Here is a 20,389-nt window from a genome sequence, read left to right as displayed (position 1 = left end):
AGGACGCGCCGCCGACGTCCAGAAGTCGAACAACACGCGTACGGGACCGAGGCGGTGCGAACTAGCGCGCGTACAAATTTTAGAAATTGTACAAGTTTTGGAGACTGAGCGACGTGTAGCGATGCCCGGACCGGCGGGTCGACGACGGATGCGGCGCGGCGAGAACAGGGACCGGAGTCGATGGCTGACGATTCTATCGCTACCGAGTTACTGGTACTCGGTGATGGTGAGGGTGTAGTCGCCGCTCCCGCTGTAGGAGTCGACGAGCACCGTCAGGTCCGCGGAGTCGTCGGGGTCGTCGATGGTGATGGTCTCTTGACTGTCGGTCGTCCACGAGCGGTAGTCGTAGTCGCCGGTCGTCGGACAGGAGCCGGAGCCCTCGTCGACGTAGAGGTCGAAGTCGGCGTCCGACGGACCGGAGAGTTCGACGACGACCTTCGAGGGACCGTCGTACTCGAAGCCGTAGCTCCAGCACTTCGAGTCCCAGTAGCCGCTGAGCGAGCCGTCGACCGAGGCCGACGTGGAGTCGTCGCCGCCGCCGTCGCCACCGTCGTCGCCGCCGTCGTCGCCGCCACCGCCGCTGCCGGGTTCGGTCGTGACGGCGTTGCCGGCGTCGACGCGGCCGCTGCCCTGTTCGTCGCTGGAGAGGCCGACGTCGACGGCCGTGTTCTTGAGGTGGGTGCGGAGTTCCTCGTTCGTGAGACTGTAGGCGGCGAGCGTCAGCCCGGCGACGCCGGAGACGACGGGCGTCGCCATCGACGTGCCGGAGATGCTGTCGTACTCGGTGCTCGTCGTCCACGTCGAGAGGACGTTCGAACCGGGTGCGGCGAGTTCAATCTCGGGACCGACGTTCGAGTAACTCGCCAGCGACTCGTTCTCGTCGAGCGCGGAGACGGCGAGACACTCGCTGTACGCCGCTGGGTACGAGACCGACGACCCGTAGTCGTTGCCCGCGGCCGCGACGACGAGCGACCCCGCGTCGTAGGCGTACGAGACGGCGTTCTTCATCGTGTCCGTGTAGCCGCCGCCGCCGAGCGAGAGGTTGATGACGTCCGCGCCCTGGTCTGCGGCCCACTGGACGGCGTCGGCGATGTCGGCGGTCGAACCGCTGCCCTCCTCGGAGAGCGCGCGACCCGACAGCAGCGTGGAGTTGCTGATGCCGGAGATGCCCTCGCCGTTGTCCGTCGTCGCCGCCGCGATGCCGGCGACGTGCGTGCCGTGATACTCGTTTTCGAGGTCGTCCGGATAGGGGTCGGAGTCGTCGTCGACGAAGTCGTAGCCCTCGCTCGATCCGAACTGGTCGGCGAGGTCCGGGTGGTCGTACATGACGCCCTGGTCGATGACGGCGATGGTGACGTCGGAACTGCCGAGCGTCGTATCCCACGCCACGTCGGCGTTGACCTGCTGGGGCGCGTACTGGTCGGAGTAGCGCTCGTCCGACGGCGTGTACAGTGCTTCGAGCGTCTCGTTCTTCTCGGCGTACTTGACTTTCTCGCGCTTCGTGACCGCCTCGACGAAGTTCTCGCGGGCGGTTTCGGACGCCTCCGACGGGAACTTCACGGCGACGTAGCCGAGTTGCTTGTTCTCGTGGACGACGCGGGCGTTGCCCGGTACGGCTTTCTCGACTTCCGCCTTCGGACTGTCCGCGGTCTTCGAGACGCCGACGAGAATCTCGTCCTCCTTCGGACCGGGGCTGCGTCCCGGCGTCGCCGCCCCGACGCCGCTCAGGCCGACGAGGCCGAGCGCACCGGTCGTCTTCAGAAATCCACGACGCTTCCACGACGGTGTGTCTTCGTTTGGCATGGCTGCGCCTGACTTTCACACACTCGGTATATAATTATTTTCATACTTTATTAGTAATATCTTATAAAAGGATGGCAAAACATTCTTAGCTCATAGCTTAGAACTAACCTCTTCGACCGAATCACCACGCACTTCGGCCGAATCAGCACGCATATAGTTTCCCGGCAAAGTTCGGGAGTATGGAGTTGCTCGGACGGCTCACGGACGAATCGGGGCGCGACAGAGGCGTCGCGCTGTTCGTCGACGGGCCGAACATTCTGCGCGACGAGTTCGACGTCGACCTCGACGACGTGCGGGAGGCCGCCGAGGGGGCGGGTCGACTCGTGACGATTCGTCTGTACCTCGACGAGCACGCGACGCCGGGACTGATTCAGGCCGCCGAGGCCCGCGGATTCGAGGTAGTCGTCACCAGCGGCGACGTGGACGTGAAGCTCGCCGTCGACGCGACGCGGTTCGCGGTCGAGGAGAGCGCGGGGACGCTGGCTATCGCCTCGCGCGACACGGATTTCAAACCGGTCTTGGAGATGGCCAACGCCAGAGGGATTCGAACGCTGGCTATCGCGCCGGGCGCGCACGGACGCTCGGACGCGCTTCGGAACTCGGCCACCGAAAGCATCACCTTAGGCGAGTAAACGCTGCCGGAAGCGTCGGAACCGACGGGCGAATCCGTCGGTCGACTCGGCCAGATTTTTCTCTCTCTCGCTCCGACGACGCCCATGGACGAACTCGACACGCCGGTGTTGGACAACCACCTCCACCTCGACCCGCGGCACGGCCGGGACATCGAGGCCGTCGAGGAGTTCGCGCGCCTCGGCGGCACGCACCTGCTCGTCGTCAACAAGCCGTCGTGGCATCTCGGCGTCGAAGCCGAGACGGGCGAGGAGTTTCGCGCCGTCTTCGAGGAGACGCTCGGCGCAGTCGCCGAGGCGAACGAGGTACTCGACGGGCGCGCGTGGCCGGTGCTCGGCGTCCACCCCGGCCTCGTCACCCGTCTGACCGACGAGCGCGGTTTCGCGCCCGAAGACGCCCGCGACCTGATGTGCGCCGGGCTCGACGTCGCCGCCGAGTTCGTCGCCGAGGGACGCGCGCTGGCGTTGAAGTCGGGCCGCCCCCACTACGAGGTGTCCGACGAGGTGTGGGACGCCTCCAACGACGTGCTGAAGCACGCGCTCTCGCTCGGCGCGGAGCGCGACTGCGCGGTGCAACTGCACACCGAAGCGAGCGAGGACCTCACCGACATCGCGGAGTGGGCCGAAGCGCGGGGCCTCCCGGCCGAGAACGTCGTCAAACACTACGCGGCCGGGAGACTCCGCGGCCCGACGCCGAGCGTGATGAGCGAGAAGGACCGACTCCGCGTCGCCGTCGAAGCGAACGAACCGTTCCTGATGGAGACGGACTTCGTCGACGACCCGGACCGACCGGGCGCCGTACTGGGGCCGAAGACGGTGCCGCGTCGCGTCCGCTGGCTGCTGGAGGAGGGGTACGAGGACGCGATGCGGAACGCGCACGTCGAGACGCCGAAGCGCGTCTACGGTATCGACACGGAGGCGACGCTCGACGGGTGACGGGCGCGCGACCGAAACCGCGGTGAGACCTCTGTGCACCGAAAACTGTCACTTATTTTGACTTTCTTCGGCGAGGACGTTGCGTCAGACGCCGTTCGGTCGGCGAAATTCGCCCCCGAGTCGCCACCGAGTGAGGCGTTCACACGTTGTGTCCGCTGAGAAGAAAGGCATTTGAGTACTGCAGCGTTCGGGTGAGATATGGTTGACCCCGAGGAAACGTTCTACACAGAGGAACGGTGGCAAAACTGGCTGACCCGCGTCGAAGAAGAGGAGCTGGACCCCGAGAACGAGGACTCCGCCCGACTGCTGTTGAACCTGCAGGACGACGCGGCCATCGCCGTCGCCAAAATCGTCTCCGCGTACGAGGACGACTCGCTCGACGAGGGACGAGCGCTCGACGAGATCGCGAAGATTCGCGACATCGTCCTCTCGGAACCCTCGCTCGAAGACGAGGAGAAACTGATGCTCATCGACGGCGTCCAGACGAGTCTCGTCTGCGTCTTCTACGCCGCCGAGGAGTACGTCAACAGCGGCACCGTCGGCGACGCGCCCGTCGAGGAGTACGTCTACGCCGCCGCCGACGCCGAGGCGGAGGACGACCTCGACGCCGCGCTGGGCTATCTCGTCCAGGCCGGCACGCACATCATCGACGGGTCGGAACTGGACATGTCGGTCGCCGAGGAACTGGAGTACGGTCTCGTTTCCGAGTGGGTCAACGGTCTCGACAGCCTCCAGAGCGCGATGAGCGACCCCGAAGTCGTCGAAGACGACGAGTGACGTGTTCGACGGCCGGACAGTCGCCGGAGCAGTAACTTTTACTGCCCCGACGACTTGTCCCGTCCATGAACTTTCGGGACGACCGACGTGCTGTCACCGTCCAGGTGGGTTTCGTCCTCCTGTTCGGTGTGCTGATACTCTCGCTGTCGATGTATCAGGTCCAGGTCGTCCCGGCGGACAACGAGCGGGTCGAGTTCGACCACAACCAGCGCGTCCAATCGGACCTGCTGGACGCCAGAAACGCGATTCTACGGAGTGCGGGCACCGGAACGACGCACCCGGTCTCGGTCTCTCTCGGGGCGCAGTATCCGAACCGGGTGCTCTTCGTCAACCCGCCGCCGGCGAGCGGACGGCTCTCGACGACAGAGAGCGTCGCCGACGGCATCGTCATCGAGAACGCGAGAGCCGTCGACGCGGAGACGGCCGACTACTGGACGGGCGACGACGTTCGGACGTTCGAGACGCGGTCGCTGGAGTACACGCCCGACTACGCCCAGTACCAGAACCCCCCGACGACGGTGTACGAGAACTCCGTCGTCTACAACCGCTTCGACGACGGCGCGGCGCTGCCGCAGAGCGACCAGACGCTCGTCGACGGACGGCGCATCTCGCTCGTCGCACTCGGCGGTGAGCTGTCGAGAGAGCGAACTGGAGTAGAACCGCTCGACGTGCGGTCGGTGAGCGCATCGGCGCGAACGACGACGGTGACGAGCGACGGGGAGCCGATTCGAATATCGCTGGCGACGGAACTCTCGGAGGAGAAGTGGCAGGAGTTGCTCGAAGGCGAGGAGTACGTCGCGGACGTTACCGTCGAAGGTGGCGTCCTGACGATGACACTCGAAGCCGACGAGACGTACTCGCTCCGAACGGCGAAGGTCGGCGTGGGGTCGAACGTCGGCGAGACGGAGGCGGCGTACGTCACCGACGTGGAGGGCGACGGTTCGACGGTACGAGCCGGAACGACTCGGACGCTCGTCGCGGAGGTGCGCGACGGGTTCGGTAACCCAGTTATCGGCGAAGACGTGACCGCCGAGGTGACCGACGGTGGCGGTAGCGTGACGTTCCCGGAAGGTGCGAAAACCGACGGCGAGGGGCAGGTGCGCGTCGTCTACGAGCCACCGGAGGGCTCGTCGCAGAGCGAGAGCGTCGAAGTCGAGGTCGGGTTCGGCGACGCCGACACCGAGGCGGAGCGCGCGACGTTCGACCTGACGGTATCGGGGACCGCCAGCGGCGGCGACGGTGACGGCGGGAACGGCGGAACGGCCGCGAGCGACGTGCGCTACAACGACGACGCGGAGCCGTTCAGCGGGTCGTCCACCGTTCGATTCAGCGTCTCGAACGACGGTCCCGGGCCGGCGGTCGTCGAGGCGATAACCGTCGACACCGCCGCGGCGGGTAAACTGCGCGAGAGGAACGGCGGACAGGGCGCCGGACAGCACGAGATGCACCTCGAAACCGACGATTCGGGCTACTACGAAGCGGGCGACGGCGGTAACAGCCGGTACACTCTCGGAGACCGAGTGACGCTGATTCGGCGAGCGACTGCGGAGTCGGGTAGCGATATCACGTTCTCGTTGCTCCGTTTCTACGAGAGCGGGTCCGGGAACTCCGGCGACTCCGTGGACATGCAGAACGAGCGACTCACCGTCACGCTCTACTTCGCCGACGGGTCCGCAAAGTCGATGACGTTCACCGTCGGCTCGTTCTGAGTTCGACACCTGACGAACCACCCATCGACAGGCCCATATACCGACGTTCATTATCACTCACACATGACTGCAGTCGGTATCGACGCCGTCGAAATCTGGACGGGAAAGCTCGTCCTCGACCTCCCCGGAACGTTCGCACCGGTGAAAGGGGAGGACCCCGAGAAGTACACGAAGGGAATCGGTCTCGAAGCCTCCTCGTTCCCCGACGTGTACGAGGACATCGTCACGATGGGCGCGAACGCGGCCAAGCGACTGATGGAACGCCGCGGCCTGACGCCCGACGACATCGGCCGCATCGACGTGGCCACCGAGAGCTCCTTCGACAACTCCAAGCCCGTCTCGACGTACATCGCCGGCTGTCTCGAACAGCTGTACGACGAGGACTTCCACCACGCGAACAAGGGCGAGCGGAAGTTCGCCTGCATCGCGGGAACCCAGAGCTTAGACGACGCGTACAACTGGATACAGGCGGGTCGCAACCGCGGTCGGTCGGCGCTCGTCATCGCCACCGACACCGCGCTGTACGAGCGCGGCGACCCCGGCGAGGCGACGCAGGGTGCGGGCGCGGTGGCGATGCTCATCTCCGAGGACCCCGACCTCGTCGAACTCTCGACCGAACAGGGGTACGGCTCCGCCGACGAGACGGACTTCCTCAAGCCGAACCAGCAGTTCCCGAGCGTCGACGGCAAGCGCTCGGTGCAGGTGTACCTCGCCCGCATGCGCGAGGCGCTCGAAGATTACGAGAGCGTCGCGGGCGACACCCACCCCGACGACTTCGAGTACATCCCCTTCCACACGCCGTTCCCCGGGATGGTCCGGAAGGCGGCGCTGCTGGGGTATCGGCACATGACCCGCGGTACCGACGTCGAGGCCGCGATGGCCGACGAGATCGGTCGCCAGCCCCGCGAGGCCGACTTCGGCTCCTGGGAGGAGTACGAGGCGGCTATCCGCGACTACATGGACGCGCTGAAGCAGACCGACAACTACAGCGAGTGGTACGCTCGCGCCATCGAACCGACGCTCGCCATCTCCGAGCAGGTCGGCAACTGGTACACCGGGTCGGTCCACATCGCCCGCATCAGCGCGCTGAAGAACGCCGCCGAGGCGGGTCGGTCGCTCTCGGGCGAACGGCTGCTCGTCGGTTCCTACGGCTCCGGCGCGCAGGCGGAGATACACGCCGAGACAGTCTGCGATAACTGGCTCGACGAGATTCACGCGCTCAACGTCGACGAGCAGCTCGAACGCCGCTACGAACTCAGCTACAGCGAGTACGAGCAGGTCCACGACGTCCACAACCACCAGAAGGAGACGGAAGTCGAGGAGTTCACCGCGCCCGTGGACGAGTTCGTCTTCACCGGGTGGGGCCGGATGAACGAGCGCAAGTACGAGTACGTCGAGTAGCTTCGGCCTCCACTTCAACGGCTTTTGTATTCCTGCCTTCTCCCTTTGAGAGTCGACACCGTACTGTCAAGTGGTGAGAACGGATGTCTGTTCGCAACGATACGGAGGTCGAAACCGGCACGGACGGAGCCAACACGGACGGAACCGATACGGACACCGAAACCGGGGAGGAGGCCATTCGAGCCGACTCGGGTACCGGGAGACTGGAAGAAGAGCGGTCGAACGGCACCGGCTTCGGAAGGCGACTCCTCGGCAAGTGGCGTATCTGGCTCCTCGTCCTCCTCAGCCTCGCCATCTTCGCGTGGTCGCTGTTGCCGAATCCGACACCGCCGGGGTACACCGAAGTGTTCCTCGGCGTGGCGATTCTGGGGGCGGCGTACGCGATTCAGGACGCCCGAAACAAGTCGCTGTTCGGGTGAGCGCACGGCAACCGTGCGACCCGGCGGCCGAACCGCGCAACCACTTTTAACGCAGAGCGAGTACCGTGAGCCGTGACCGCAGACGCCGCCGACACCGACGCCGACGCACAGCGACGCAAACCGATTCGGCTCTCCTCGGGCGAGGAACTCGACGACCTCGTCGCCGAGGACGACCTCGTACTCGTCGACCTCTACACGAAAGGCTGCACGCTCTGTCAGTCCATCGAACCCGTCGTCGGCAACGTCGCCCGCGCGACCGACGTCACCGTGGCGATGCTGAACCCCCGCGACGACCCCGACCTCATCGAGCGATTCGACGTTCGGAGCGTCCCGACGCTCCTGCTGTTCGAGGACGGCGAACTCGTCGGCCGGCTCGCAGAGGGGTTCCAGGGGACGGACGCGATAGTCGGGTTCGTGGAGGAACACAGCAGTCGGGCGATTGCGGCCGAGTGACGGCGATTTCACGCCGTCGACGGAACGACCGACGCTACGCTTTTAATCAGTCAACGTGACATTCTGGCATGGTGCCGACAGCTTCGCTCTGGGAGATGTTCTCTGATCTGTTCGAGCGGGAGTACCGCGACGCCGTCGTCTACGGCGACTTCGAACAGGAGACGGTGCTGCACGAAGGGCGGATTCGCGTGCTGGCGACAGGGTGGGTCGAACTCCCGAGCGGTCGATTGCTCTCGCCGAAGGCGGTACACCACATCGACACCGGCCCGGGAGAGTCGACACTTCGACGATAGAGTCGGTCGGAACGCCGACTACGGCAGCTCGCGCAGGTCGTCGAGCATCTCGTCCAAGTCTCGGTTGGAGACGGCGAGCGAGAAGCCGTCGATGCGCGCCAGCGCCGGGGCGTGTTCCCAGAGGTCGTCTTCCTCGACGCCGTGGAGGACGACGGCGTTCGGCGTCGGGTTGACGACGCGCATCGCCACCAGCGGCGACTCCCCGCGGGTGACGCCGGTGAAGACGAGCGCTCGGTTCGTGCTCTGGCCGTACAGCCGGTAGAACTCGTCGGAGGAGAGCCGCGTTATCGCCTGAATGCTGTCGATGACGGTGTGTCCGCTGACCCTGTCCTCGTCGCCGCGGACGAGTTCGGTCGCGTCCATCGCGTCGTAGAGTCGGTCCAGCGGAACCGTCGTGGAGTACTCCCGGAGGTCGTGGACGATGTCGCTCTCGAACCCCGCCGAGAGCACCCGGGCGTACTGACGAATCCGCCCGCCGCCGCGCTGTTCGTCGATGTCGAGCAGCGAGTCGACCATCCGCCGGATGACGCCGATGCCCGGGCTCTCGCGGCGGCCGCTCTCGTAGTCGGAGATAACCGACGAGGAGACGTCCAACTGCGCCGCGAGCTCGGTCTGAGAGATGTCGAAGTCGGTACGCCACTTCCGGAGCGTCGCTCCGGGTTCGTCGCTGAGCGTCACTTCGCCGGCGATTCGGCGCGCGAGGTCCTCTCTCGGCGTTTCGGTCATCGGCGAAGCCCTCCGCGGACGGACTGCCACATAGGCGGTGTGGGTCGGCGACCGGACAAAAGGGTATCGAAAGGGGGGTTCGACGAATGACGATTTCTCCGACGGACTCGAAACAGCCCCCGAAGCGGCGCAACGTACATACGCTCGCTCTGCTATCTCCGGACGTGCCGTCGACCGTCGTCCACCTCGCTCTCGGCGCGCTCGTCGGGGTTGCGCTTCTCGGCGACGAGTTCGACCGCCGCGCGCTCGCCGTCGTCCTCGTCGCCGCCGCGACTCCCGACCTCGACACGTTCTTCGGGTTCGTCCTCGTGGGCGCGCATCGTTCGCTGCTCCACACGCTGCTGTTGCCGACGCTTCTGGGCGGTGGACTCGTCTACGATACTCGTCTCCGTGGAGGCTCTCGGCTCCGCGACCGGTTCGGCGGCCGCGGCGTTCGCCTCGGATGGGCCGCGCTCGCGGCGCTCGCGTTCGGCGGCATCTTCCCCGACCTGTTCACGAACGGTATCAACGCGTTCTACCCGCTGTACGACGGCTTCTACTCGATAAACGGCCACCTGTACCTCTCGAACCAGCGCGGCGTCGTGCAGACGTTCGTCGAGTTCGCACCCGAGGAGCCGCGGGCGACGACGGAGACGCGCCACTACCGGACGGGCGTCGACCCCTCGCCCGGCGCGGAACCCGAGAACGTCGAGCGCGTCTTCCCCGTCGTCTCCTCGGGCACGCAGTTGATGCTCGTGCTCGTGAGCGCCGTCGTCGTCGGGGCGCGGTTGCGAGAGAACGGCCGGGTCCGGGCGTCCGACGAACCGCCGGCTTCGAACCACTGATACCGTCGGTGGACGACCCCTCGGCATGGAGATTCGACCGTACGCGACCGAGGAGTACAGCGAGCTTTGGAGCTTGAAACGCGCCTTCGAACTCGGACTCGGCGACGGGACCGGCGGCGACGACAAACGCGAGAAGTACGAGGCGAAACTCACCGACGACTACCGCGAGCGCTACCGCGAGTGGGTCGACCGCTGCGTCGCGGAGGACGAGCGGGCGGTCCACGTCGCCGAGAGCGACGGGGGCGAACTGGTCGGCTACGCGTTCGTCCTGCCGGCGTCGCTGTCGATGATCTGGGACGCCGCCGTGCTCAACGAGATCTACGTCGCGCCCGACCACCGCGGGACGGGCGTCGCCGACGAGCTACTGGAGGCAGCGCTCGACGCGGCGCGGGCGCAGGAGCTCCCGCTCGACCGGATAGTGCTCGACGTCGACGGCGAGAACGAGCGGGCGCGGGCGTTCTACGAACGGTTCGGCTTCGCTCACTGGGGCGAGATGGTCGCCCGCGAGCTCTGAACCGTCCCGGCGACGACGCCGCCCAACGTTCCGAAGACGGCGGGGTAGACGACGCCGGCGACGAGTACGGCCGCGACGAAGTCCGGTTCGGCCGTCGCCGTCTGACCGACCGGGACGGCGAAGGCGAACGCACCGGCGACCGAGAGCGCGAAGTAGCCGAGGAGCACCGCCGCGCCCGCTTTCGCTCCGCCCGTCGGGTCGGTGACGCCGGCCGTCCGCGCGACGGCGGCTCCCGCGAGCAGGAGCAGCACCGGCGGGAGGACGTACAGCATCGTGGGGAACGCCTCGACCTCCGCCACGAAGTTTACCGCGCGCGACGCGCCGAACAGTCCGGGTATATCGGTGTCGACGAAGTGAGCGTTGTAGAACACCCAGCCGACGGCTTTCCACGTCGCCGATTCGCCGGTCAACACCTCCAGGAGCTGCTGCGCACCGGAGTTTTGAATCTCCGAACTCGCGACCACGTACGTCATCGCGTAGCCGAACGCGTACGCGATACCCCCGACGAGGGCCCCGCCCGCAGCGGCGAGCGCACCGAACCGGCCGCTGTTCGTCTCTGTCATATCCACTCGGAACTAGCGTGGTGAAAAGTACTTTCTGGCCACGTGACACGTGGACGAGATATGTCGTATGGAAACACACACCGTAGAAAGACACGTTCAAGCCTCCGCCGACAGTAGGGAGCGACGATGATTCTTCGAGACGTGCTGTTGTTCGACCGAGGAGAGACCCGTGAAGGGTCGATTCGCGTCGACGCAGATACGGGGCAGATACTCGCCGTCGGCGACGTGGAAGCCGACGCCGACGCGGACGAATCGGTCGTCTCGCTGCCCGGTCGTACGGTGCTGCCGGGGCTCGTCGACGCGCACGTTCACTTCTCGCTCTCCGGAGAGGTGAGCGTCGAGGAAGTCGTCGGCATGAGCGACGCGGAGCTCGCGCTGGTCGAGGCGCGAAACGCCCGCCGAACACTCGAATCGGGCGTGACGGGCGTCCGAGCGATGGGCGCGCGCGACATCGACCCCGTCCTGAAGCGCGCCGTCGACAGCGGCGACGTGCCGGGGCCGCGGATGGTCGCCAACTGCCGTTCCATCACCATCACCGGCGGTCACGGCCACCACCTCGGCCGGGAGATAGACGGCCCCGACGACGCCCGAAAGGCGGTCCGCGAGCAGAAAAAGCAGGGCGCGGAGTTCATCAAGTTCATGACCACCGGCGGGGTGACGACGCCCGGTAGCGACCCCGACGCGGTGGCGATGACCGACGAGGAACTGCACGCCATCGTCGACGAAGCGCACCGCCGCGGCGTCCACGCGGCGACGCACGCCCACGGCGGCGAGGGCGTCAAAGCCGCCGTCGCGGCGGGCGTCGACACGGTCGAACACGGGACGTTCCTCGACGACGAGGCCATCGAGATGCTCGTCGCCGAGGACGTGACGCTCGTCCCGACGCTCTGCGCGCCGTACCACATCATCCGCAACACCGAGATGGCGACCGAGGAGAGCGCGAGGAAGACGCGCGACGTGTACGAACGTCACATCGACTCGTTCCGCCGGGCCGTCGAAGCGGGCGTGAGAATCGCCGGCGGCACCGACGCCGGGACGCCGTTCAACGCCCACGGCTCGAACGCGACCGAGGTGTCGTTCATGGCCGAGTACGGCATGAGCGAGGCGGAGGCGATCCGGGCGATGACCGAGACGGCCGCCGACGCGATCGGTCTGGAAGGGGCGGGGACGCTCGAAACCGGGACCCACGCCGACCTCGTGGTCGTCGACGGCGACCCCACCGACGACGTGACGCTGCTCAACAACCCCGAGGCGGTGCTGAAGGGCGGCGAACTCGTTGCCGGGTCGTTGCCGGACGCGGAGTGAGCGGAGTCAGTCGTCGTCCCACCGCATTCGAACCGTCTGCTCGGCGTCGCCACAGGCCTCGCGCCACTGTCTCTGCGTTACCGTGTAGTGCGTCTGGTCGACGACTTCGCCGTCGACAGTCGCCGCCGCGTTGCGGAACGTGCCGTCGCACTGGCCGCCGAATCTGTCGACGTACTTCTCGATGGCGCGTCGGGAGTTCTCGTTCTTCGGGTCGTGGGCCACGCGGACGAGTTCGAGGTCCAGACGCTCGAACGCGAGTTCGAAAAGTGCCGCCGCGCGCTCGCCGGAGTAGCCGCGACCCCAGAAGCGCTTGCGAAGCCAGAGACCGAGTCCGGCGCTGCGGCGGTCCCACTGGAGGTTCAACCCGCCGAATCCGGCGATCTCCCCAGCACCGTCCTCCTTCTCTCGTGGTCTGATGACGTAGTCGACCGTCTCGTGGTTCTCGCGGTGCTGTCGTCCCCGACGCAGGAACTCGTACGTCTCCTTCGGCGTCTCGTGCGGCGACCACGGGAGATACCGAGTGATTTCGTCCATCTCCGGCGACGACGAACAGATGCGGTACAGTTCGTGCACGTCGACGTAGTCGGGCGTTCGGGGTTCGAATCGGAGGCGCTCCGTCTCGATGACCGTCGGAAAGAGGTCACTACTCATAGCTGACTCGCACCTCCGGCGTCTCGATAGCCTCGTCGTCGACGGCGGCGCGCCACTCGTCTTGGGAGATGGAGTAGCGATGGAGGTTCCACGGCTCTCCCGTAGTCGTCATCTCGGCGGGCACCCAGTTTCTGAGGATTCCTTCGTACTGACCGCCGAACCTCTCAACGTACTTCTCGATAGCGCGCTTGGACTGTTCGTTCTCTGGCGTGTGCGCGGGCGACGCGAGTTCGAGGTCCAGTTCGGCGAAGGCGACGTGTAACAGCGCCGCCGCGCGCTCGCCGGAGTAGCCGCGACCCCAGAACCGCTTGCGGAGCCACAGCCCCATGACGGCGCTCTGTTTGTCCCACTGGAACCCGAGACCGGTGACGCCCGCGAACTCGCCCGCGCCGTCTTCGCCCTCGCGCGGACGGACGACGTACTGCGCGCCCTCGCCGCTCTCCCACTTTTCGGCCTTCTCGTCGAGGTAGTCGGCGCTCTCCTTCGGCGTCTCGTGTCGCGTCTGCGTGGAGTGACGAGTCACCTCGTCCATCTCCGTCGACGACGTGATCGCGTAGAACTCGTAGACGTCGACCGTGTCGGGACCGAGGCGCTCCAAGCGGAGACGTTCGGTCTCGACCGTCTCGGGGAACATGGTCGCTCGTCTCGCGGTATGTGAAAAAGAGTTGTCACGGTGAGTTAGTGAGTAGCACGGCGTCGGCGTCCGGAAGTACGGTCGAATAGCCGGGAGAACGGCCGAATAACCGGGAGAACGGCCGAATAACCGAGAGCGAATCAGACGACGCCGTCTTCGGCGAATCGCTCTATCTCGTCGTCCGGATAACCGAACTCGCGGAGTATCTCGACGGTGTGCTCGCCGAGAAGCGGCGGATGTCGGCGGATGGAGGTCGGCGTCTTCGAGAGGTGCATCGGACTGCCCGACAGCTCCACCTCGCCGGCGGTCGGATGCGTCACCGACTGTCGCATCCCTCGGGCGCGAACTTGCGGGTTCTCGAACACGTCTTCCATATCCTTCACGTCGCTGGCGGGGACGCCAAACTCGTCGAACAGCGCCAGCAGTTCCTCGGTGGTGTACGTCTCGAACTCGGCTTCCAGTATCGCGTCGAGTTCGTCGCGGTGTTCGACCCGCGCGGCGTTGTCGGCAAAGCGCTCGTCGTCGACGAGTTCCTCGTAGCCGATGGCCGTGCAGAACTTCGGCCAGAGGGTGGGCGAGGGGACGGCGACGACGACGTAGCCGTCTTCGGTGGGGAACGCTCGATAGGGGGCGATAGTCGGGTGTTTGCTCCCCATCCGCCCCGGTGAGACCCCCGTTGCGAAGTAGTACGAGGCCATGTAGCTCATCCACGCCACCTGCCCGTCGAGCAGCGAGACGTCCACCTTCTGGCCGGTGCCGTCGCCGAGTTCGCGCTCGAACAGCGCGGCGAGGATGGCCTGCGTCGCGTACATCCCCGCGCCGATGTCGGCGATAGCGACGCCGACGCGTACCGGCGCGCCGTCCTCCTCGCCGGTGATGCTCATCAGACCGCCTTCGGCCTGCATGATGAGGTCGTACGCCGGCCGGTCGCGGTCGGGGCCCCACTCGCCGTAGCCCGATAGCGCGCAGTAGACGAGGCCGGGATTGTCCCGCTTCAGCGTCCGGTAGTCGAGACCGTACTCGGCCATCTTCCCGACGCGGAAGTTCGAGACGACGACGTCCGCTTCGCCGGCGAGGGTGCGAAACACGTCGCGTCCCTCGTCGCAGGCGAGGTCGAGCGTCAACGAGCGTTTGTTGCGGTTGACGCTCAGGTAGTACGCGCTCTCCTCGGAGTCGCCGTGCGTCGGCGGGTGCCACCCGCGGGTCTGGTCGCCGCTGCCGGGGAGCTCTATCTTGATGACGTCCGCGCCGAGGTCGCCCAACTGCATCGTACAGAACGGTCCGACGAGAACGCGAGAGGCGTCGAGAACGGTCACGCCGTCGAGGGGACCGGTGTCGGTGTCGGGACGTCGAGCCTCGCCGGTCATCAGGGACGAGCGCGTGGCCGTCGTAAGTCAGCTGCGATATCCATCGTGTTCGTACCTGACGTTTTGAAAGTTGCTGGCTAAACGGTTTCGGTGGCAGAGGCGACCGTACTCGGGCGTCAGCCGACATCCCGCCTCGGAGGTCGGTTAGCTCTCCGCCTGCGCCTCCTTTCGGGCGCTCACCGAGTCCGCGACGAGTCGGTAGAACTCGAACTCCAACTCCCGCGGGTGGCGCTCGAAGACGTCGACGAGCGGGATGTGGACGCGTCGAATCGCCTGCACGACGTCCGAGTCGATAGCCGCTTCGGTCACTCTCTCCAGTCTGCCGGAGGCGACGACGCTCTGCCAGCCCTCGTCTCCCCGGTCGTGCACCACGAAGGTGACCGGAGCGCTCGCGCCGACGACTTCGCGTTTCTCGCTCTCGGGACCGAACGCGAGTCTGAAGAAGAACGTCGTATCCGACGGGTCGTAGCCGTACGAAACCGGCCTGGCGTACGGCGCGTCGTCGCTCTCGGCGGCGTTGAACGAGATAACACCCGTCCCGCCGTTGCCGAGGAACTCGTCGCGCGCTTCGTCGCTCACCTCGACGGACCGTGAACTCACCATACGAGTACATATGTCACACTCGTGCAAAAACTGTCTGGCTCCTCGGGGTCGCTCTCGCGTCCGCCCTACTCGCTCTCGCGTCCGCCCTACTCGCTCTCGCGTCCGCCCTACTCGCTCTCGCGTCCGCCCTACTCGCTCTCGCGTCCGCCCTACTCGCTCGACTCCGCTCGGGAGCCGTCGGATGCGTCGGTTCCGGGCGGGACGACGCCGAGCCGACCTTCGGCGAACGCCGCGAAATCGGCGGCGAACGCGTCGACCTCCGCCCAGTCGGTGAACTCCACGTCCCGGGAGGTGTCGACGTCGGGAAGCGTGCGTTTGGCGATCTGCTTCATCATCAACCGTTTGAGGAAGCCGTACTCCGAGTAGCGGAGCGCGCCACCGAACAGTCCGATGCGGTCCGGATGCCAGTCGGTTTCGGAGACGAACGAGTCGACGTACCCCGCCGCCTGCGCCTCCCCCTCTTCGTCCGCCGAGGACAGCGACACCTGAAAGAACCCCGTCGGTTTGGTCGCCATCGCGTCACGGTTCGCTTCGACGAACTCCACGACGGCGGGTTGGTGCTTTCCGGCGTGTATCGACGCGCCGACGAGGACGGCGTCGAACGCGGCCACCGAGCGGTCACCCGACCGGTCTCCCACGTTCACCGCCGTCGCCTCGTGTCCCCGCTCGTCGAGTCGCTCCGCGAGTCGCTCGGCGACTTTCGCCGTCTGTCCCTCACCGGTGCCGTAGCACACCAGAAATTTAGCCACGCGATTTCACCGTGAGAGTACTCCGCGAAGGTCGGCATAAGAGCCCCTATCGACGTGAATCGGTGACAATAACGTGGAGACGAACGTCGAGTCAGGATGCGAGTCGACGCGTCGACGACTACTGACGGACGCGAACGTCGAAGGCTGTCGTCACCAGTTCGCCCTCAGGCCTCGTCTGGAGGAACAGTCGATACCGCCCCGATGTCGGAAACCGCGCCTGGAACGCGACCTGGCCACTGTCGGGGTCAGTCCCCTCCGGATGAACGTGCAGGTACGCGAGGTCGCCTTCGCGGAGCGCGACGAGGTGACCGAGCGCGCCGAGGTACTCATCCAGCTTCGAGACGGGGTCGCCGTCGCGCCGAACCTCGAACGTCAGCCGACACGATTCTCGGGCCACAACCCCGTCTGTGAGCAGTTCGATGTCGTACCCGTCTGCGGTCGCCCGGCGCGACGAGTCGGGTCGCTCGGCGACCGTTTCCGTTCCCGTTCCCGCCCCCGACGCGAAGAGGTCGAACCCGAGCGTCGTCGGCCGCCCGTCCACGACGACGTCGACGAACGCCCGATACACTCCCGAGTCGGAGAGTGCGAAATCGTCGACGCGCCACGTGCCGTCCGACGTCAGTTCCGGGTGGAGATGCTGGAACCGAGTCAGGTCCCGTCGGACGACGACGAGGTGGCTTCGCTCGCCGTGTGCCTCCTCGAAGTCGGTGACGACCTTCCCGTCGTCGTCGACGATACGGAACGTCCACTCGGCGCTCGTTCCCGGGGTGAAGCGGGTCTCTGCGGGGTCGAGTCGGAGTCCGTTCGCCGCGACGGCCAACCCGCCCGGTGCGGCGTGTCCGTTCGGCGCGTAGCCTCGGACGGGGTCGGCCGTCTCCGGCGACGATTCACCGTGGTCGTGTGTCGAGTGGTCCTCCATGTGAGGGTAGTCCAGAGAGGGCGCCATACCGCTTCGTACTCCCGTACGGCACAGTCGGGCCGTCGAACCGTTCGAGGCCGAAACGCCGTCACCGGCGGAGAGCGAAACGCGCCGACCGACGCTCCGGAACCACTAAACGCGGCACTCGCCTCTGTCCGAGTAATGGATTGGACGGAGAAGTATCGCCCTCGGTCGCTGTCGGCGATACGCGGCAACAACAAAGCCCGCGACCAGTTCCGCGAGTGGGCCGAGACGTGGGACGACCACGGCGACGCGGTCATCGTCTACGGCAGTCCCGGCGTCGGCAAGACCTCCGCGGCGCACGCGCTGGCCAACGACATGGGCTGGGAGACCGTCGAGTTGAACGCCTCCGACCAGCGGACCGCCGCCGTCATCGAACGGTTCGCCGGCCGCGCGGCGATGAACGCGACGCTCGGCGGGTCGAGTTCCGGCGGCTCTGGCCGACAGCTCATCGTCCTCGACGAGGCGGACAACATCCACGGCAACTACGACCGCGGCGGCGCGCGCGCCATCACGAAGCTCGTCAAGGAGGCGGGACAGCCGATGGTGCTCATCGCCAACGAGTTCTACGAGATGAGCCGCGGGCTGCGCAACGCCTGCGAGTCCATCGAGTTCCGCGACGTGAGCGCGCGCTCCATCGTTCCCGTCCTCCGAGATATCTGCCGACAGGAGGGCGTCGAGTACGAGTCCGCGGCGCTCGAACGAATCGCCGACGTCAACAGCGGCGACCTCCGCGGCGCGGTGAACGACCTGCAGGCCGCCGCCGAGGGCCGCGACGCGATCACCGAGGAGTCCGTTGCGACGAGCGACCGCGACCGCTCCGTGGGCATCTTCGAATTTTTGGACCAGGTGCTGAAAGAGGAATCCCCGCAGGAGGCACTGTACACCTCCTACGACGTCGACGAGACGCCCGACGACCTCACGAAGTGGGTCGAGGACAACATGCTCGACGTGTACGAGGGCGAGGAGGTCGCCCGCGCCTACGAGTTCCTCGCCAACGCCGACCGGTGGTTAGGTCGCGTGCGCGCGAGTCAGGATTACAGCTACTGGCGCTACGCGGGTGACAACCTCGCCGCGGGCGTCGCCGCCGCCCGCGACGAAACCAAAGGCGGGTGGACGCGCTACGGTCGCCCGCAGTTCTGGCGCTCGAAGGACAAGACCGGCGACGAGGTGGCCCGCCGCGTCGCCGAGTCCAGCGGGACGAGCATGAGCATCGCGCGGCAACGCATCGTACCGTACCTCTCGGTGATGACCCACCACTGCAAGCCGCGCGATCTCACCGTCGCGATGGCGGCGTACTACGAGTTCGAGGAGAAACACGTCGCCCACGTCACCGGCAGCGGCGAGTCGACGAAGAAGGTGCAGTCCATCGTCGAGGACGCCCGAGAGCTCCGCGAGGAGGCGATGGAGGAACACTCCGGCGGCGCGTTCGCCGGTTCGACGGGCGGAACCGCCGGCGACGGAAGCGACGACGGAGCGCGGGGCGACGACGCACGAGACGACGAAACGGGCGCCGGTACCGAGACGACCGAAGACGACGGAGCGGCCGAATCGGCGGCCGACGGCGGCGACGAGAGCGATGCGAGCGACAGCGACGACGGCGACGGCGGCGACGACGGCCAAGCGGGCCTCACCGACTTCTTCTGACCCGGTTTCCGCTATCTACTCGTCGGGCCGCTGGACTCCACGGGCAGGTCGAAGTACCGGTTCTCGTCGACGGTCCCGAGGTCCGGGTCCGACGCCAGCGCTTCGAGCGTCCGCCGGAACGCCGTCCGCGAGACGGCGACCTTTCGGGCGTAGTCGACGCTGTCGCGTTCGTCGGACTGCCCGGCGACTTCGTACAGCATCCCGGCCGCGTTCGTCTTCGGCGTGAGCGCGTCGAGATACGACCCCCAGAGCGGTTCGTAACCGTAGCGCGTCACGGTTCCGAACTCGCCCAGCGACGTGAGTTGACGAGCGACGAACGAGTTGAGACGGAGCGAGCGCCGACTCATCTCGGCGTCGACGAACGGGTTGACGATGGTCTCGGGGGGGTCGTCCCGCTCGTACGAGGGCGCTCGTTCGAGGTACGCCGGTCCGAACGGGGCCATGACGCTCAGAAGCGACGGAGCCTCGCCGCCGCGCCCCCGCGTCTCGACGCTCTTGTGGTGGTGCGTTATCGCCACGTCGGGGTCCGCGCGCCGGTACGAGTCGGCGACGGCGGCGGTTTCCGGCGTGAGTCCGAGGCCGCATCCCCGGAGGGTGGCGCCTCGGTACTGCCGGTCGTGTCGCCACTGCGTCTCGCCGTCTTCTTCGTACCGGGTCCACTCGCCGGACGAACGGGTGTCCGACGACCGGTCCGCGCCCGAAAACTCGACTGTCGGGTCGAAGTCGCGGTTCAAGTCGTACCCCGGCGGTTCGTCCGCACTGTGGTAGTCGGGTTCGCGTCGGGAGTCGCGCCGTCGCCACGGTTGGACGTTCTCGCGCCGGGTGACGCGCTCGTCGGCACCGTCGGCGTCCTCGTCGCGGGCGAACATCGCACCGTCCGGATTCGCGCGGGGGACGACGGTGAGCGTGAGTCGAGAGAGGAGGTCCAGGTTGGCCTCGGGGTTCGAGGTCACGTCGCGGACGAGCGCGAGTATCGCCTCGGTTCCGGCGGGTTCGTCGCCGTGTAACTGCGTCACGAGGTGGACGTTCGTCTCTCCCCGTCCGACCCGCAGCTCCCAGATGGGGTCGTCACGACCGGCGGAGCGGCCGATTCGACGGAGCGCGGCGTGCGGAGAGCCCTCGGCGAGGGCGTGGAGTTCCTTCGCGAGTTGCTGGTTGGTGAGCGATGCGCGCGGGTCCGACAGTCCAGCGCGTCGGGCCTCCGTCGTGTCGATTGCCGACTCGACGGCGCTGGGCGCCGAGAGCGCGCCCAGCCCGACCGTCGCCAGATACTGTCGTCGGGTCGTCTTCGGAGGACTGTCTTTGGAGGTGATACTCCACCCAAGGAACGGGCCGGTGCTAAACGTTTTTCGGCCTGGGGTAGAACGTACGGCTTACCGGAGTGTCGGTGGTGGCGACTCGTCGCCACAGCGAAGGACACCGGCACTCCGGGACGTGTACGCGCGG

At 66.6% G+C, this 20,389-nt stretch carries 22 protein-coding genes; 12 read left to right on the top strand and 10 right to left on the bottom strand.

Features of this window, described 5'->3' with window-relative positions; all coding sequences use genetic code 11:
* Positions 1-207: 207 nt before the first annotated feature.
* Positions 208-1,803, bottom strand: coding sequence for a S8 family serine peptidase (locus FCF25_RS04325; RefSeq protein ID WP_137047441.1), 1,596 nt, complete (start codon positions 1,801-1,803; stop codon positions 208-210).
* Between the two features lie 179 nt (positions 1,804-1,982).
* Here FCF25_RS04325 and FCF25_RS04320 point away from each other — a divergent pair, with 179 nt between their 5' ends.
* The 8 genes from FCF25_RS04320 (at position 1,983) to FCF25_RS04285 (ending at position 8,420) form a co-directional block, all read left to right on the top strand.
* Entirely contained in the window at positions 1,983-2,435 is a 453-nt protein-coding gene (locus FCF25_RS04320; protein ID WP_137047440.1) for an NYN domain-containing protein, read from the top strand.
* Between the two features lie 84 nt (positions 2,436-2,519).
* Positions 2,520-3,368: a TatD family hydrolase gene (locus tag FCF25_RS04315; RefSeq protein ID WP_137047439.1), complete on the top strand. Its 849-nt coding sequence runs from the start codon at positions 2,520-2,522 to the stop codon at positions 3,366-3,368.
* Between the two features lie 198 nt (positions 3,369-3,566).
* Positions 3,567-4,145 (top strand): DUF2150 family protein, encoded by a 579-nt coding sequence (locus FCF25_RS04310; RefSeq protein WP_117594942.1) that lies wholly within the window; start codon positions 3,567-3,569, stop codon positions 4,143-4,145.
* 65 nt (positions 4,146-4,210) lie between these two features.
* Positions 4,211-5,854 carry a hypothetical protein gene (locus FCF25_RS04305; protein ID WP_137047438.1) on the top strand — a complete coding sequence of 548 codons (1,644 nt, stop codon included), beginning with the start codon at positions 4,211-4,213 and terminating at the stop codon, positions 5,852-5,854.
* 63 nt (positions 5,855-5,917) lie between these two features.
* Positions 5,918-7,255: a hydroxymethylglutaryl-CoA synthase gene (gene hmgB, locus FCF25_RS04300; protein ID WP_117594940.1), complete on the top strand. Its 1,338-nt coding sequence runs from the start codon at positions 5,918-5,920 to the stop codon at positions 7,253-7,255.
* An 83-nt stretch (positions 7,256-7,338) separates the two neighbouring features.
* Complete coding sequence (locus FCF25_RS04295; RefSeq protein WP_137047437.1) at positions 7,339-7,674, top strand: hypothetical protein; 336 nt, start codon at positions 7,339-7,341, stop codon at positions 7,672-7,674.
* Positions 7,675-7,746: 72 nt separating this feature from the next.
* Complete coding sequence (locus tag FCF25_RS04290; RefSeq protein ID WP_137047436.1) at positions 7,747-8,127, top strand: co-chaperone YbbN; 381 nt, start codon at positions 7,747-7,749, stop codon at positions 8,125-8,127.
* Between the two features lie 95 nt (positions 8,128-8,222).
* A complete protein-coding gene (locus FCF25_RS04285; RefSeq protein WP_198665738.1) occupies positions 8,223-8,420 on the top strand; it encodes a hypothetical protein in 198 nt (65 codons plus the stop codon).
* A gap of 18 nt (positions 8,421-8,438) precedes the next feature.
* Here the strand turns inward: FCF25_RS04285 and FCF25_RS04280 are convergent, their stop codons facing one another.
* Positions 8,439-9,146 (bottom strand): helix-turn-helix domain-containing protein, encoded by a 708-nt coding sequence (locus tag FCF25_RS04280; protein WP_117594936.1) that lies wholly within the window; start codon positions 9,144-9,146, stop codon positions 8,439-8,441.
* A gap of 164 nt (positions 9,147-9,310) precedes the next feature.
* Between FCF25_RS04280 and FCF25_RS04275 the strand changes: the two genes are divergently transcribed.
* Both FCF25_RS04275 and FCF25_RS04270 read left to right on the top strand, forming a co-directional pair.
* Complete coding sequence (locus FCF25_RS04275; protein ID WP_117594935.1) at positions 9,311-9,970, top strand: metal-dependent hydrolase; 660 nt, start codon at positions 9,311-9,313, stop codon at positions 9,968-9,970.
* A 25-nt stretch (positions 9,971-9,995) separates the two neighbouring features.
* The gene (locus FCF25_RS04270; RefSeq protein ID WP_137047435.1) at positions 9,996-10,484 is read left to right on the top strand and encodes a GNAT family N-acetyltransferase; all 489 of its coding nucleotides are present in this window, start codon (positions 9,996-9,998) and stop codon (positions 10,482-10,484) included.
* Here the strand turns inward: FCF25_RS04270 and FCF25_RS04265 are convergent.
* Positions 10,451-11,047: a transporter gene (locus FCF25_RS04265; protein ID WP_117594933.1), complete on the bottom strand. Its 597-nt coding sequence runs from the start codon at positions 11,045-11,047 to the stop codon at positions 10,451-10,453. The two genes, FCF25_RS04270 and FCF25_RS04265, sit on opposite strands and share 34 nt — an antisense overlap.
* A 126-nt stretch (positions 11,048-11,173) precedes the next feature.
* Here FCF25_RS04265 and FCF25_RS04260 point away from each other — a divergent pair, with 126 nt between their 5' ends.
* The gene (locus FCF25_RS04260; protein WP_137047434.1) at positions 11,174-12,352 is read left to right on the top strand and encodes an amidohydrolase family protein; all 1,179 of its coding nucleotides are present in this window, start codon (positions 11,174-11,176) and stop codon (positions 12,350-12,352) included.
* A 6-nt stretch (positions 12,353-12,358) separates the two neighbouring features.
* Here FCF25_RS04260 and FCF25_RS04255 read toward each other — a convergent pair whose 3' ends face one another.
* The 6 genes from FCF25_RS04255 to FCF25_RS04230 form a co-directional block, all read right to left on the bottom strand.
* Entirely contained in the window at positions 12,359-13,003 is a 645-nt protein-coding gene (locus tag FCF25_RS04255) for a GNAT family N-acetyltransferase (RefSeq protein WP_137047433.1), read from the bottom strand.
* Positions 12,996-13,637 carry a GNAT family N-acetyltransferase gene (locus FCF25_RS04250; protein WP_137047432.1) on the bottom strand — a complete coding sequence of 214 codons (642 nt, stop codon included), beginning with the start codon at positions 13,635-13,637 and terminating at the stop codon, positions 12,996-12,998. The genes FCF25_RS04255 and FCF25_RS04250 overlap by 8 nt, the downstream gene beginning before the upstream one ends.
* Before the next feature lie 140 nt (positions 13,638-13,777).
* Positions 13,778-15,004, bottom strand: a complete 1,227-nt coding sequence (locus FCF25_RS04245; protein WP_137047431.1) for a CaiB/BaiF CoA-transferase family protein — start codon at positions 15,002-15,004, stop codon at positions 13,778-13,780.
* Between the two features lie 144 nt (positions 15,005-15,148).
* The gene (locus FCF25_RS04240; protein ID WP_117594928.1) at positions 15,149-15,607 is read right to left on the bottom strand and encodes a pyridoxamine 5'-phosphate oxidase family protein; all 459 of its coding nucleotides are present in this window, start codon (positions 15,605-15,607) and stop codon (positions 15,149-15,151) included.
* A gap of 149 nt (positions 15,608-15,756) precedes the next feature.
* A complete protein-coding gene (locus FCF25_RS04235; RefSeq protein WP_137047430.1) occupies positions 15,757-16,356 on the bottom strand; it encodes a flavodoxin domain-containing protein in 600 nt (199 codons plus the stop codon).
* Positions 16,357-16,474: 118 nt separating this feature from the next.
* On the bottom strand, positions 16,475-17,302 hold the full coding sequence (locus tag FCF25_RS04230) for a FixH family protein (RefSeq protein WP_254425885.1): 828 nt from the start codon (positions 17,300-17,302) through the stop codon (positions 16,475-16,477).
* Between the two features lie 135 nt (positions 17,303-17,437).
* Here FCF25_RS04230 and FCF25_RS04225 point away from each other — a divergent pair, with 135 nt between their 5' ends.
* On the top strand, positions 17,438-18,943 hold the full coding sequence (locus FCF25_RS04225; RefSeq protein ID WP_137047429.1) for a replication factor C large subunit: 1,506 nt from the start codon (positions 17,438-17,440) through the stop codon (positions 18,941-18,943).
* Positions 18,944-18,954: 11 nt separating this feature from the next.
* Here the strand turns inward: FCF25_RS04225 and FCF25_RS04220 are convergent, their stop codons facing one another.
* On the bottom strand, positions 18,955-20,034 hold the full coding sequence (locus FCF25_RS04220) for a M14 family zinc carboxypeptidase (protein ID WP_254425900.1): 1,080 nt from the start codon (positions 20,032-20,034) through the stop codon (positions 18,955-18,957).
* Positions 20,035-20,389: the final 355 nt, after the last annotated feature.

This window comes from Haloprofundus sp. MHR1 (assembly GCF_005155585.1).
GTDB classification, from domain to species: domain Archaea; phylum Halobacteriota; class Halobacteria; order Halobacteriales; family Haloferacaceae; genus Haloprofundus; species Haloprofundus halophilus.
This window is presented reverse-complemented; position numbering and strand designations above follow the sequence as displayed.